Consider the following 13,526-nt stretch of genomic DNA (forward strand, 5'->3'; position numbering starts at 1 on the left):
ACTGTCTGCCGAGGTTCCCGATGCGCCTGAAACTGCTCACCAACCTGATAACCCTGCTGCTGGTCACCGTCTGCCTGGCGCTGGGCGCCACCCTCTGGTGGTCGCAGCGGGCGCTGGAGCGGCCCTACCAGCTCATGGAGCAGTACCTGGAGCTGGCCCAGCGCTTCCGTGGCGAGGTGGCGGACAATGTCCAGGGCTACCTCGCCAGCGGCGACGCCCTGCGTCACAGCGCCGCCAGCCAGGGCATCGACAGCCTGGAGCAACGCCTCGACCAACTGCCCGACGACCTCGCCGACGACCTGCGCCCCAGCTTCAACGAACTGCGGGAGTTCACCCGTGGCGAACTGCTGGCCGCCGGCAAGCTGGCGGGCGATCCCCAGGGACTGCTGATCCAGGCCGAACGGGAGATCGCCGGCGCCCTTGACCAACTGGCCCGCTACGCCGACGAATCCGCCAGCCCGACCGCCGCCGATTACCGGGCACCGCTGTTCATCGGCGCCCAGCACCTCAACCGCCTGAGCCAGGCCCGCGCCAAGCTGGTGGAAAGCGGCCGTGACGAACTGGCGGTCGACGTGGAGCGGGAGCTGGAAGCCCTGACCCGGGACAGCGCCGCGCTGGATGCCCTGCCCCTGCTGGGCGTCGCCGACAGCGGCGCCTCCGCCGCCGACGACTTCGCCGCCATGATGGGCCTGGAGAGCCAGGGCGAAACCAGCCAGGCGGAGGACCGCGGCATCGCCCTCAAGCGCGAGCTGTCAGGCCTGCTCAAGCGCTACCCCGGCGAGCTGGCCCGTACCCGCGAGCTGATCCAGCGACGCGTCGAACTGGCCCGCGCCACCGCCCACCGCCTGGAGGCCCTGCAGGGCGCCCTCGCCGCCCTGGAACCCCGGGTACGCGCCGAGCACGGCCGGATCCAGGGCGAGGTGCGCCTGATCCAGGGCCTGATGATCGGCCTGATCCTGCTGCTGGCCCTGGGCATCGACCGCATCCAGCGCCGCCTGACCCAGGTGCTCGGCCATCTGGTGAAAGCCCTGGGCGCCTGGGCCGCCGGCGACTTCAGCCGGCCCATGGCCCTGGGCTCGAACACCCTGGACCTGCGGCGCATCGAGGAATCCCTGAATCGCCTGCGGGACTACCTGGGGGAACTGGTGGGCACCATCCGCCAGCACGCCGAACAGGTGGCCGGCAGCAGCACCACCCTGACCCACCTGAACAACGGCCTGCATGCCAGCGCCGAGGACCAGGCCGGCGGCACCGCGCAGATCCGCGATGCCCTCGGCGAACTGGAGGCCACCATCCAGCAGGTGGCCGGCGACGCCAGCCTCGCCGCCGACGCCAGCCGCGACGCCGGGCGCGCCGTGGAGCAGGGCCAGGGGGTGATCGACCAGAGCCTGGCCGGCCTGCACCAGCTGGTGGGCGAGGTGCAGAACAACGCCCAGGCGGTGGAGCGCCTCGCCGAGGAAACCGAAACCATCGACAAGGTGCTGACGGTGATCCGTGGCATCGCCGAGCAGACCAACCTGCTGGCCCTCAACGCCGCCATCGAGGCCGCCCGGGCCGGCGAGATGGGCCGGGGCTTCGCCGTGGTGGCCGAGGAAGTCCGCTCCCTGGCCCAGCGCACCACAGGCGCCACCAGCGAGATCCAGCAACTGATCGCGCGCCTGCAACAGGCCGCGCGGCAGTCGGTGGAGGCCATGCGCATCCAGGTGGAGCACGCCGAGACCAGCGCCCAGCAGGCCGCCGCCGCCGACGGCGCCCTGGTGGAGGTGGTGGAGGCCATCCGCACCATCGCCAGCATGGCCGAGCGCATCGCCGACGCCACCGCCCAGCAGAGCGGCGCGGTCAGCGACATCCGCGACCACAGCGAACAGATCCACGTCCTGGGCGGCACCAACCTGGCGCGCATCGGCGAAAGCCGCAGCCAGGGCGAACGGCTGATGCAGCTCGGGGGCGAACTGCATACCGCGGTGCAGGCCTTCCGCGTCTGAAGTCGCCGCGACTCATTGTCGCGGCCATCGCCCCCGGTCCGACGCGCCCGGGACGCGACCTTTCGGTCAGGTGACAAAACCGCTTACAGCCGCGCGCCTGCAGGAAAGCACCAAGGTCCGTTATGATGCAGGCACTTTCCGCTCAAGAGACTTCCATGCGCCGCCTGCTGAGCCTGATCCTGCTGCTGGTGGCCCTGCCCGCCGGCGCAGGGTTGCTGGACAATCGCCCCAGTTCCACCCTGGGCGCCCCCCTCAACAACAGCGCCGACTTCCTGCCGGTTCGCGAGGCCTTTCGCCTCAGCCTGGTGGAGAGCACCGCCAGCCAGGTGAAGCTGCGCTTCACCAACGCCGAGGGGTATTACCTCTACAGGCACCGTTTCCAGTTCCAGGCCGAACCCGCCGACAGCGGCCTGGGCCAGCCGGTGCTGCCCGCCGGCAAACACAAGACTGACGAGTTCTTCGGCGATGTCGAGGTCTACTACGGCGTACTGGACCTGGACCTGCCCCTGGACCCGGCCCGCAAGCCGCCGACCGCCCTGCGGGTGACCTACCAGGGCTGCGCCGACAAGGGCCTGTGCTACCCGCCGGAGACCGAGGTGATCCAGCTCGCCGCCGGCAGCGCCGCCAATGGCGGGCAGACGGGCAGCGGCGTGACCGGAGCGGGCTGGGGCTGGCATGAGCTGGCGCTGTTCTTCCTCGCCGGTCTGGGCCTGACCTTCACCCCCTGCGTACTGCCCATGCTGCCGATCCTTTCCGGCGTGGTGCTGCGCGGCCAGGCCGGCGGCGGACGCGGCCTGGTGCTGTCCCTGGCCTACGTGCTGCCCATGGCCGCCTGCTTCGCCCTGCTGGGTGCGCTGATGGGGCTGTTCGGCGCCGAACTCAACCTCCAGGCGCGCCTGCAGTCGCCCTGGGTGCTGGTGCCTTTCGCGGCCTTCTTCACCGCCTTCGCCCTGGCCATGTTCGGCCTCTATGAACTGCGCCTGCCGCGTTTCATCAGCGGCCCGCTGGATACCCTGGCGGGCAGCACCAAGGGCGGTTCGATCTGGAGCGCGGCCCTGCTTGGCGTGGTGTCCAGCCTGCTGGTCTCGCCTTGCGTCTCCGCGCCCCTGGCCGGCGCCCTGCTCTATATCAGTGCCAGCGGCGACGCACTGGGCGGCGGCCTGAAGCTGTTCGCCCTGGGGCTGGGCATGGGCGCGCCACTGGTGCTGTTCGCCACAGGTGGCGGCGCGCTACTGCCGAAGGCCGGGCACTGGATGGTAGCCGTGCGCAATGCCTTCGGCGTGCTGCTGCTGGCCGTGGCGGTGTGGATGCTCGAACGGGTCCTGCCCGGCCCGCTCGCACTGGCCCTCTGGGGCCTGCTGGCGGGTGGCGTGGCGCTGTTCCTCGGGGCCCTGGAATTCACCGCCAAGGCGCCCCGCGAGCGCCTGGCGCAACTGGCCGGCCTGGTACTGCTGGTCTACGCCGTGGCCGCCTGGTCCGGCGCACTGAAGGGGGAATCCGACCCGCTGCGTCCCCTGGGGCGCACGCACCTGGCTGGTGCACCGTCCGTCGGACAGGCCGCCGGGGAATGGCAGACCATCAAGACCCCCGCCCAGCTCGATGCCGTCCTCGCCGACGCGCGGGGCTCTGGCACGCCGCTGCTGCTGGACTGGTACGCCGACTGGTGCATTAGTTGCAAGGTCATCGAACGTGAAGTCCTGACCGCCACGGAGGTGACCTCTCAGCTGGGCGGCTATCGGCTGATCCGCTTCGACATGACCGAGAGCAACGCGGAACAACGCGCCCTGCTCGACCGCTACAGGCTGTTCGGCCCACCCGCCATCCTGTTCTTCGACGGCCAGGGTGACGAATTGGCCGATCTGCGTGTCGTAGGTGAAGTCGATGCCAAGGCCTTCGCCGCCCGCCTGCAGCAGGCGCACGCATCGCGCTGATGCATGCAACGTCATATATTTGCCGTAAAAACCGGGCATCTTGTCGACTATTGTTGACATCTGGACAGCCTTTCCCGCTATCCGGCATAGTGCCGCCTGGCCTCCAATAAGGAAGACACCCCATGGCCACCCTGCTCGTTCTGCATGGCCCCAACCTCAACCTGCTGGGCACCCGCGAACCCGACAAGTACGGTGCCACCACCCTGGCCGAGATCAACCAGGACCTGGAGCGCCGCGCCCGCGAGGCAGGCCACCACCTGATGGTCCTGCAAAGCAACGCCGAGTACGAACTGATCGACCGGATTCACGCGGCACGTGGTGAAGGCGTGGACTTCATCATCATCAATCCTGCTGCTTTCACCCATACAAGTGTCGCCCTACGTGACGCGATGCTCGCAGTGAGCATCCCATTCATCGAAGTGCACCTGTCCAACGTGCACAAACGAGAGCCTTTCCGCCATCACTCCTACTTCTCCGACGTTGCGGTGGGAGTGATCTGCGGTCTGGGAGCCACCGGCTACCGCCTGGCCCTGGACGCGGCACTGGAACACCTTGAACGCCCCTGACCTCACCCTTGGGAGTTGATGATTAATGGATATCCGTAAAGTCAAGAAACTGATCGAACTGCTGGAAGAATCCGGGATCGACGAACTGGAGATCCGCGAGGGCGAAGAGTCCGTTCGCATCAGCCGTCACAGCAACAAGGCGATGGCTGCCCAGCCGATCTATGCCGCCGCCCCGGCTCCGGTCGCCGCCCCCGTGGCCGCCGCCGCTCCGGCGCCCGCCGCTGAAGCCGCCGCCCCGGCCGCCGCCAAGCTGAACGGCCACGTGGTGCGCTCGCCGATGGTCGGCACCTTCTACCGCGCCGCCTCGCCGACCTCCGCGAACTTCGCCGAAGTCGGCCAGACCGTGAAGAAAGGCGACATTCTCTGCATCGTCGAAGCGATGAAGATGATGAACCACATCGAAGCCGAAGCCAGCGGCGTGATCGAGTCCATCCTCGTGGAGAACGGCCAGCCGGTTGAGTACGACCAACCGCTGTTCACCATCGTCTGAACCGCGGAGAGCCTGCGATGTTGGAAAAAGTCCTGATCGCCAACCGTGGCGAGATCGCCCTGCGCATCCTGCGCGCCTGCAAGGAGCTGGGCATCAAGACGGTGGCGGTGCACTCCACGGCCGACCGCGAACTGATGCACCTGTCCCTGGCCGACGAGACCGTGTGCATCGGCCCGGCACCCGCTGCCCAGTCCTACCTGAACATCCCGGCGATCATCAGTGCCGCCGAGCTTACCGGCGCCACCGCGATCCACCCGGGCTACGGCTTCCTCGCCGAGAACGCCGACTTCGCCGAGCAGGTGGAGAAGTCCGGCTTCGCCTTCATCGGCCCCAAGGCGGACACCATCCGTCTGATGGGTGACAAGGTGTCCGCCAAGGACGCCATGAAGCGCGCCGGCGTACCGACCGTTCCGGGTTCCGACGGCCCGCTGCCGGAAGACGAATCGACCGCCCTGTCCATTGCCGAGGACGTCGGCTACCCGGTGATCATCAAGGCCGCCGGCGGCGGCGGTGGTCGCGGCATGCGCGTGGTCTACAGCGCCGACGAGCTGATCAAGTCGGCCAAGCTGACCCGTACCGAAGCCGGTGCGGCCTTCGGCAACTCCATGGTCTACCTGGAGAAGTTCCTCACCAACCCGCGCCACGTCGAAGTCCAGGTCCTCTCCGACGGCCAGGGCAACGCCATCCACCTGGGTGACCGCGACTGCTCCCTGCAGCGCCGCCACCAGAAGGTGCTGGAAGAAGCCCCCGCCCCCGGCATCGACGAGAAGGCCCGCGCCGAAGTGCTGGCCCGCTGCGTCCAGGCCTGCATCGAGATCGGCTACCGTGGCGCCGGCACCTTCGAGTTCCTCTACGAGAACGGCCGCTTCTACTTCATCGAGATGAACACTCGCGTGCAGGTGGAGCACCCGGTCACCGAAATGGTCACCGGCATCGACATCGTCAAGGAAATGCTCAGCATCGCCGCCGGCAACAAGCTGTCCATCCGGCAGGAAGACGTGGTCATCCGTGGCCATGCGCTGGAATGCCGGATCAACGCGGAAGACCCGGACAACTTCATGCCCTCCCCGGGCAAGGTGACCTACTTCCACGCCCCGGGTGGCAACGGCGTCCGCGTCGACTCCCACCTGTACAGCGGCTACGCGGTTCCGCCGAACTACGACTCGCTGATCGGCAAGCTGATCACCTATGGCAAGGATCGCGACGAGGCCATGGCGCGCATGCGCAACGCCCTCGACGAGATCGTCGTGGACGGCATCAAGACCAACGTGCCGCTGCACCGCGACCTCACCCGCGACAAGGGTTTCTGCAAGGGGGGCGTGAACATTCACTACCTCGAGAAGAAACTCGGCATGGACAAGCACTGATCACCATCGGTGCCTGATCCACGACACAAGGGCTGCCATCAGGCGGCCCTTGTGTTTTTCCGGCCGGTGCTCAAGTAAGCTTGCGCGCCTGCCGTCCGCGCACGCCGATACATTCAAGAGGTTCCGCCATGCCCTGGTTACAAGTCCGTCTCGCCATCACCCCGGAACAGGCCGAGACCTACGAAGACGCCCTGCTGGAAGTCGGCGCCGTCTCCGTGACCTTCATGGACGCCGAAGACCAGCCGATCTTCGAGCCCGACCTCGGCACCACCCCGCTCTGGTCCCACACCCATCTGCTGGCCCTGTTCGAGGCCGACGTCGACGAGACCGCCCTGGTGGCGCACCTCGAACTGCTCACCGGCGGCGCGCTGCCCGAGCACCAGATCGAGCGCGTCGAGGACCAGGACTGGGAACGCAGCTGGATGGACAACTTCAAGCCCATGCGCTTCGGCCGCCGCCTGTGGATCGTCCCCAGCTGGCACGACGCCCCCGAGCGGGACGCCGTGAACCTGCTGCTGGATCCGGGCCTGGCCTTCGGCACCGGCACCCATCCCACCACCGCGCTGTGCCTGGAATGGCTGGATGGCCAGGACCTCACCGGCTGCGACGTGCTGGACTTCGGCTGTGGCTCCGGCATCCTCGCCATCGCCGCCCTGCTGCTGGGCGCCCGCCAGGCCGTGGGCACCGACATCGACCCCCAGGCCCTGGAAGCCTCCCGCGACAACGCCAGCCGCAACGGCATCGACCCGGCGCAGTTCCCGGTCTACCTGCCCGCCGACCTGCCGGCCAGGCCCGCCGCCGTCGTGGTGGCCAATATCCTCGCCGGCCCCCTGGTCTCCCTGGCTCCGCAAATCACCAGCCTGGTGGCGCCGGGCGGTCGCCTGGCCCTGTCCGGCATCCTCGCCGAGCAGGCCGAAGAAGTCCGTGCTGCCTACGCCGACGCCTTCGAGCTGGACCCGACGGCGGAGAAGGATGGCTGGGTACGCATCAGTGGCGTTCGCCGCTGAGGCGCTGGACACTCAGTGGATCGAGTAAAATAGCCTTTCGTTTCGACCGGATCGCCGCATGACCGACAGTTTCGTCACCCAGTGCCCGCAATGTCAGACCCGTTTCCGTGTCAGCCGCGCCCAATTGGCGGTGGCCCACGGCGCCGTTCGCTGCGGCGCCTGCCTGCACGTGTTCAACGCGGCGCAGCAACTGCTGGCGGCTCGGGAGCAGGCTGCGGCCGAGAAACCCAGGGCTCCCAGCGCCAAACCCTCGGCCGCACCGCCCAAGGCGCCGCCGTCCCCGGCCCCGGCGGTCCCCAGCGTCGCCACCGTGCTCAAGCAGCCCGCCGCGCCGCTGGCCCCCATTCCAGCGACCTCGCCCGCTCCCGCGAGCAAGGCGCCCGCCGCCAGCGACGCCCTGTGGATCCACGACGACCTGGACCTGGACAGCCTCGACCTCGACGAGGAACTGGCCAAGCTGGAGCAGGAAGAACAGCGCCTTTCCCGTGACCTGCTGGGCCCGGACGCCCCCCTGCGCGCCGACAACCGCGCCCCTGCGGCGGAGCCCGACGAACGCTGGGCCGATGCCCTCGTCGCCGCCGAGGAGCACGAGGCCGCCCCCGAGTCCCTGCACGCCCGCGAGCCCGAGATCGAGCCGGAAACCCACTTCGAACTGCGCGCCGAACCCGAGGAAGAGGCCGTCGCTCCGACGCCGCCCGAGCCGGCCAGCCCCACCTCCCGCACCGAACCCAGCCTGGGCATGGACCTGGTGGAAGATGAGCCCGGCCCCGACTTCACGCTGGGCGCCGCCCGCGACGACGAGCCCGGGCAACTGCCGGACGAGGACGACGAGGAGCACGACGAGCCCCACCAGCCGGACGCGCCCCGGACCGCCGCCCACAAGCGCAACGAGCCGGGCCTGCGCGAGGAAGCCCTGCTCAACCTCAACGACGAGCCGCTGCAACTGGACTGGCAGGAATCCCGTCGCCCCTGGGGTCGCTGGATCGGCTGGCTGGCGCTGAACCTCCTGGCCGCCCTGGCCCTGGCCACCCAGTACGTCTGGTACCACTTCGATGAACTGGCCCGGCAGGACCAGTACCGCCCCTGGTTCCAGCAGATCTGCCCGGAGATCGGCTGCCAGCTGCCGTCCAAGGTGGACATCAACCTGATCAAGAGCAGCAACCTCGTGGTGCGCAGCCACCCCGAGTTCTCCGGCGCCCTGGTGGTGGACGCCATCCTCTACAACCGCGCCGCCTTCGCCCAGCCCTTCCCGCTGCTGGAACTGCGCTTCGCCGACATGAACGGCCAACTGCTGGCCAGTCGTCGGTTCAAGCCGGGCGAATACCTCTCCGGCGAGTTGGCCGGACAGTCGGAAATGCCCCCGCAAACCCCCATCCACATCAGCCTGGACATCCTCGACCCCGGCACCAAGGCCGTGAACTACAGCCTCAGCTTCCACTCCCCCGATTAAGCTGGAGGCGCCGTAACACGGCGCCTCCAGCTGTCAACTCGCACCTGGCGATAAGGCCGCCGCTGTTCAGAATTTGTTCAAAACAGCCTTTATCCCGTCATCGGGAGCGGGTATCATGCCCACCCTTTTTCGAACTCCCCCAGGCTTACGAAACACCGGCTAACGCCGCCCGTTTCGTATTGAACCGTGCAATCAACTGAGCAGGCCCAAACAGGGAAGACTATGTCGTCGGTCAGCATTGGCCCTTATGCCTTGCCCAATCCGGTGATACTCGCCCCCATGGCGGGTGTGACCGACCGGCCGTTCCGTCTGCTTTGCCGTCGCCTCGGCGCCGGCATGGTGGTCTCGGAGATGGTCACCAGCGACGTGCGCCTGTGGAACAGCCGCAAATCCCGGCTGCGCCTGCTGCATGAGGGGGACCCGGAGCCCCGCTCCGTCCAGATCGCCGGGGGCGACCCGGACATGCTGGCGGAAGCGGCCAGGGCCAATGTCGAGCTCGGTGCCCAGATCATCGACATCAACATGGGCTGCCCGGCGAAAAAGGTCTGCAACAAGGCCGCCGGCTCGGCGCTGATGAAGGACGAGGCCCTGGTGGCCGCCATCCTCGACGCCGTGGTCAAGGCCGTCGACGTACCCGTCACCCTGAAGATCAGGACCGGCTGGGATCGATCGAACAGGAACGGCATCACCGTGGCGCGGATCGCCGAACAGGCGGGCATCCAGGCCCTGGCGGTCCACGGCAGGACCCGCGCCGACCTGTACACCGGCGAAGCCGAGTACGACACCATCGCTGCCATCAAGCAGGCGGTGTCGATCCCGGTCTTCGCCAATGGCGATATCGACTCGCCGCACAAAGCGAAACAGGTCCTCGACGCCACCGGCGCCGATGCCCTGCTGATCGGTCGAGCGGCCCAGGGGCGACCCTGGATCTTCCGCGAGATCGCGCATTACCTGGCCACCGGCGAGATCCTGCCGGCGCCGGGGCTGATCGAGGTGGAACGGATACTGCTGGAGCACCTGGCCGCACTGCACGCCTTCTACGGCGAAGTGATGGGCGTACGCATCGCCCGCAAGCATGTCGGCTGGTACCTGGCAACCCTGCCCGGCGCCAGGGAGTTTCGCGCCAAGTTCAATCGTTTGGAGTCCACGGACGCGCAGTGCGCCAACGTTCGCGAGTTTTTCGCCGAGCGTCACAACGAAGGGGAAAAGGCCGCATGACGACGATGACCGAGAATTTTTTTGATGGGGCAACACCCGTGAGCGACAACGCCAACCTGAAGCAGCACCTGACGGCACCGACCGCGGAGGGTCAGACCCTGCGCGGCAGCGTCGAGAAGGCACTGCACAACTACTTCGCCCATCTTGAGGGCGCGACCGTGACGGATGTGTACAACCTGGTGCTTTCCGAAGTGGAAGCGCCACTGCTGGAAACCGTGATGAACTACGTCAAGGGCAACCAGACCAAGGCTTCCGAGATGCTCGGCCTCAACCGCGGCACGCTGCGCAAGAAGCTCAAGCAGTACGACCTCCTCTAAACGCCGAACAGGCCGCTGAACGCTGAAAGCCGGACCCGCTTCTGCACTCCAGCCTTCGGCCACTGGCCTCCAGCGTCTTCTCATCGATGGAAACGTTATGACCGACCAAACCCTTCGCCTTCCCGTTCGCCGCGCCCTTATCAGCGTTTCCGACAAGACCGGCATCGTCGAATTCGCCCGTGAGCTGGCAGCCCTCGGCGTGGAGATCCTCTCCACCGGCGGCACCTACAAGCTGCTCAAGGACAACGGCATCGCCGCCGTCGAGGTCGCCGACTACACCGGCTTCCCGGAAATGATGGACGGCCGCGTGAAGACCCTGCATCCGAAGATCCACGGCGGCATCCTCGGCCGTCGCGACCTGGATGGCGCGGTGATGGACCAGCACGGCATCAAGCCGATCGACCTGGTGGCGGTCAACCTCTATCCCTTCGAAGCCACGGTCGCCAAGCCTGACTGCGACCTGCCCACCGCCATCGAGAACATCGACATCGGCGGCCCGACCATGGTTCGCAGCGCGGCGAAGAACCACAAGGACGTCGCCATCGTGGTCAACGCCAGCGACTACGCCGGCGTCCTCGAGGGCCTCAAGGCCGGCGGCCTGACCTACGCCCAGCGCTTCGACCTGGCCCTCAAGGCCTTCGAGCACACCTCGGCCTACGACGGCATGATCGCCAACTACCTGGGCACCATCGACCAGGCCCGCGACACCCTCTCCACCGAAGGCCGTGGCGCCTTCCCGCGCACCTTCAACAGCCAGTTCATCAAGGCCCAGGAGATGCGCTACGGCGAAAACCCGCACCAGAGCGCCGCCTTCTACGTGGAAGCCCGGCCGGCCGAGGCCAGCGTCGCCACCGCCACCCAGCTGCAGGGCAAGGAACTGTCCTTCAACAACGTGGCCGACACCGACGCCGCCCTGGAATGCGTGAAGAGCTTCGTCAAGCCGGCCTGCGTCATCGTCAAGCACGCCAACCCCTGCGGCGTTTCCGTGGTACCGGAAGACGAGGGCGGCATCCGCAAGGCCTATGACCTGGCCTACGCCACCGACACCGAATCCGCCTTCGGCGGCATCATCGCCTTCAACCGCGAACTGGATGCCGAAACCGCCCAGGCCATCGTCGATCGCCAGTTCGTCGAAGTCATCATCGCCCCGAAGGTCTCCGCCGCCGCCCGCGAAGTGGTCGCCGCCAAGGCCAACGTACGCCTGCTGGAATGTGGCGAGTGGTCGGCCGAGCGCGCCCCGGGCTGGGACTTCAAGCGCGTCAACGGCGGCCTGCTGGTGCAGAGCCGCGACATCGGCATGATCACCGCCGCCGACCTCAAGGTGGTGACCCGGCGCGCGCCGAGCGAGCAGGAAATCCATGACCTGATCTTCGCCTGGAAAGTGGCCAAGTTCGTCAAGTCCAACGCCATCGTCTACGCCAGGAACCGCCAGACCGTCGGCGTCGGCGCCGGCCAGATGAGCCGCGTCAACTCCGCCCGCATCGCCGCCATCAAGGCCGAGCACGCCGGTCTCGAAGTGAAGGGCGCGGTCATGGCCTCCGATGCCTTCTTCCCCTTCCGCGACGGCATCGACAACGCCGCCAAGGCCGGCATCACCGCCGTGATCCAGCCGGGTGGCTCCATGCGTGACAACGAAGTGATCGCCGCCGCCGACGAGGCTGGCATTGCCATGGTGTTCACCGGCATGCGCCACTTCCGCCACTGAAGGCCGCACTCGGGCAGGCACTCGCCTGCCCGATCGCGACCTCGACTCCGGGGTCGCCCATTTACGTAGGGTGGATGACGCTCTTTTCATCCACCATCGGGGCCCCTGGCCCGCCTCCTTGAGGAAAACGCAATGAACGTACTGATCATCGGCAGCGGCGGTCGTGAACACGCCCTGGCCTGGAAGGTGGCCCAGGACCCGCGCGTCGCCAAGGTCTTCGTCGCCCCGGGCAACGCCGGCACCGCGACTGAGCCCAAGTGCGAGAACGTCGCCATCGACGTGCTGGCCATCGAGCAACTGGCCGATTTCGCCGCGCAGAACGTGCAGCTGACCATCGTCGGCCCCGAGGCGCCACTGGTGAAGGGCGTGGTGGACCTGTTCCGCGCGCGCGGCCTGGCCATCTTCGGCCCCACCGCCGGCGCCGCCCAGCTGGAAGGCTCCAAGGCCTTCACCAAGGACTTCCTGGCCCGCCACCAGATCCCCACCGCCGACTACCAGAACTTCACCGAAGTCGAGCCGGCGCTGGCCTACCTGCGCCAGCAGGGCGCGCCCATCGTGATCAAGGCCGACGGCCTGGCCGCCGGCAAGGGCGTGATCGTCGCCATGACCCTGGCCGAAGCCGAGGACGCCGTGCGCGACATGCTTTCCGGCAACGCCTTCGGCGACGCCGGCGCCCGCGTGGTGATCGAGGAGTTCCTCGACGGCGAGGAAGCCAGCTTCATCGTCATGGTGGACGGCAAGAACGTGCTGCCCATGGCCACCAGCCAGGACCACAAGCGCGTCGGCGACGGCGACACCGGCCCCAACACCGGCGGCATGGGCGCCTACTCCCCCGCCCCCGTGGTGACCCCGGCCGTGCACCAGCGCGTGATGGACGAGATCATCTACCCGACCGTGCGCGGCATGGCCGAGGAAGGCAACGTCTACACCGGCTTCCTCTACGCCGGCCTGATGATCGACAAGGCCGGCGCGCCCAAGGTCATCGAGTTCAACTGCCGCTTCGGCGACCCGGAAACCCAGCCCATCATGGTGCGCCTGGAATCCTCCCTGGTCCTGCTGGTGGAGGCCGCCCTGGCCCAGGCCCTGGACAAGGTGGAAGCCACCTGGGACCCGCGCCCCACCGTGGGCGTCGTGCTGGCCGCCGGCGGCTACCCGGGCGACTACGCCAAGGGTGACCTGATCGAAGGCCTGGACGACGCCGCCGCGCTCGACGGCAAGGTGTTCCACGCCGGCACCGCGCAGAAGGACGGCCGGATCGTCACCGCCGGTGGCCGCGTGCTCTGCGCCACCGCCATCGGCGCCAGCGTGGCCGACGCCCAGCAACAGGCCTACCGCCTGGCGGAGAAGATCCGCTGGAACGGCTGCTTCTACCGCAAGGACATCGGCTACCGCGCCATCGCCCGCGAACGCGGCGAAGGGTAAGGATCAGGCAGGGACCTGAAGACCGGGGCGGACCGCCCGACAGCGGCCGCCCCGGTCATATTCCGCAC

Annotated in this window: 11 protein-coding genes; all 11 read left to right on the top strand. The window is 67.8% G+C overall.

Annotated elements, in window-relative coordinates:
- The first annotated feature begins 20 nt into the window (after nucleotides 1–20).
- The 11 genes from KF707C_RS25685 (at nucleotide 21) to purD (ending at nucleotide 13,458) form a co-directional block, all read left to right on the top strand.
- The gene (locus KF707C_RS25685; RefSeq protein ID WP_003452820.1) at nucleotides 21–1,985 is read left to right on the top strand and encodes a methyl-accepting chemotaxis protein; all 1,965 of its coding nucleotides are present in this window, start codon (nucleotides 21–23) and stop codon (nucleotides 1,983–1,985) included.
- A 155-nt stretch (nucleotides 1,986–2,140) separates the two neighbouring features.
- Nucleotides 2,141–3,916 carry a protein-disulfide reductase DsbD gene (locus tag KF707C_RS25690; protein WP_003452821.1) on the top strand — a complete coding sequence of 592 codons (1,776 nt, stop codon included), beginning with the start codon at nucleotides 2,141–2,143 and terminating at the stop codon, nucleotides 3,914–3,916.
- 122 nt (nucleotides 3,917–4,038) lie between these two features.
- Nucleotides 4,039–4,482: a type II 3-dehydroquinate dehydratase gene (aroQ, locus tag KF707C_RS25695; RefSeq protein ID WP_003452822.1), complete on the top strand. Its 444-nt coding sequence runs from the start codon at nucleotides 4,039–4,041 to the stop codon at nucleotides 4,480–4,482.
- Nucleotides 4,483–4,507: 25 nt separating this feature from the next.
- On the top strand, nucleotides 4,508–4,972 hold the full coding sequence (gene accB, locus KF707C_RS25700; protein WP_003452823.1) for an acetyl-CoA carboxylase biotin carboxyl carrier protein: 465 nt from the start codon (nucleotides 4,508–4,510) through the stop codon (nucleotides 4,970–4,972).
- Nucleotides 4,973–4,989: 17 nt separating this feature from the next.
- Entirely contained in the window at nucleotides 4,990–6,339 is a 1,350-nt protein-coding gene (gene accC / locus KF707C_RS25705) for an acetyl-CoA carboxylase biotin carboxylase subunit (RefSeq protein WP_003452824.1), read from the top strand.
- Nucleotides 6,340–6,467: 128 nt separating this feature from the next.
- A complete protein-coding gene (prmA, locus tag KF707C_RS25710) occupies nucleotides 6,468–7,346 on the top strand; it encodes a 50S ribosomal protein L11 methyltransferase (protein ID WP_003452825.1) in 879 nt (292 codons plus the stop codon).
- Between the two features lie 58 nt (nucleotides 7,347–7,404).
- The gene (locus KF707C_RS25715) at nucleotides 7,405–8,796 is read left to right on the top strand and encodes a DUF3426 domain-containing protein (protein ID WP_003452826.1); all 1,392 of its coding nucleotides are present in this window, start codon (nucleotides 7,405–7,407) and stop codon (nucleotides 8,794–8,796) included.
- Between the two features lie 222 nt (nucleotides 8,797–9,018).
- A complete protein-coding gene (gene dusB / locus KF707C_RS25720; RefSeq protein ID WP_003452827.1) occupies nucleotides 9,019–10,014 on the top strand; it encodes a tRNA dihydrouridine synthase DusB in 996 nt (331 codons plus the stop codon).
- Nucleotides 10,011–10,331, top strand: coding sequence for a DNA-binding transcriptional regulator Fis (gene fis, locus KF707C_RS25725; protein ID WP_036993178.1), 321 nt, complete (start codon nucleotides 10,011–10,013; stop codon nucleotides 10,329–10,331). The genes dusB and fis overlap by 4 nt, the downstream gene beginning before the upstream one ends.
- A 97-nt stretch (nucleotides 10,332–10,428) precedes the next feature.
- On the top strand, nucleotides 10,429–12,036 hold the full coding sequence (gene purH, locus KF707C_RS25730) for a bifunctional phosphoribosylaminoimidazolecarboxamide formyltransferase/IMP cyclohydrolase (protein ID WP_003452834.1): 1,608 nt from the start codon (nucleotides 10,429–10,431) through the stop codon (nucleotides 12,034–12,036).
- Between the two features lie 132 nt (nucleotides 12,037–12,168).
- Complete coding sequence (gene purD, locus KF707C_RS25735) at nucleotides 12,169–13,458, top strand: phosphoribosylamine--glycine ligase (protein WP_003452837.1); 1,290 nt, start codon at nucleotides 12,169–12,171, stop codon at nucleotides 13,456–13,458.
- Nucleotides 13,459–13,526 lie beyond the last annotated feature (68 nt).

It is taken from the genome of Pseudomonas furukawaii, assembly GCF_002355475.1.
GTDB lineage: Bacteria > Pseudomonadota > Gammaproteobacteria > Pseudomonadales > Pseudomonadaceae > Metapseudomonas > Metapseudomonas furukawaii.

What these genes read in the sequence shown, in the direction of transcription:
- KF707C_RS25685 (WP_003452820.1), top strand. Translation starts at nt 21, where the DNA reads ATGCGCCTGAAACTGCTCACCAACCTGATAACCCTGCTGCTGGTCACC.
- KF707C_RS25690 (WP_003452821.1), top strand. Translation starts at nt 2,141, where the DNA reads ATGCGCCGCCTGCTGAGCCTGATCCTGCTGCTGGTGGCCCTGCCCGCC.
- aroQ (WP_003452822.1), top strand. Translation starts at nt 4,039, where the DNA reads ATGGCCACCCTGCTCGTTCTGCATGGCCCCAACCTCAACCTGCTGGGC.
- accB (WP_003452823.1), top strand. Translation starts at nt 4,508, where the DNA reads ATGGATATCCGTAAAGTCAAGAAACTGATCGAACTGCTGGAAGAATCC.
- accC (WP_003452824.1), top strand. Translation starts at nt 4,990, where the DNA reads ATGTTGGAAAAAGTCCTGATCGCCAACCGTGGCGAGATCGCCCTGCGC.
- prmA (WP_003452825.1), top strand. Translation starts at nt 6,468, where the DNA reads ATGCCCTGGTTACAAGTCCGTCTCGCCATCACCCCGGAACAGGCCGAG.
- KF707C_RS25715 (WP_003452826.1), top strand. Translation starts at nt 7,405, where the DNA reads ATGACCGACAGTTTCGTCACCCAGTGCCCGCAATGTCAGACCCGTTTC.
- dusB (WP_003452827.1), top strand. Translation starts at nt 9,019, where the DNA reads ATGTCGTCGGTCAGCATTGGCCCTTATGCCTTGCCCAATCCGGTGATA.
- fis (WP_036993178.1), top strand. Translation starts at nt 10,011, where the DNA reads ATGACGACGATGACCGAGAATTTTTTTGATGGGGCAACACCCGTGAGC.
- purH (WP_003452834.1), top strand. Translation starts at nt 10,429, where the DNA reads ATGACCGACCAAACCCTTCGCCTTCCCGTTCGCCGCGCCCTTATCAGC.
- purD (WP_003452837.1), top strand. Translation starts at nt 12,169, where the DNA reads ATGAACGTACTGATCATCGGCAGCGGCGGTCGTGAACACGCCCTGGCC.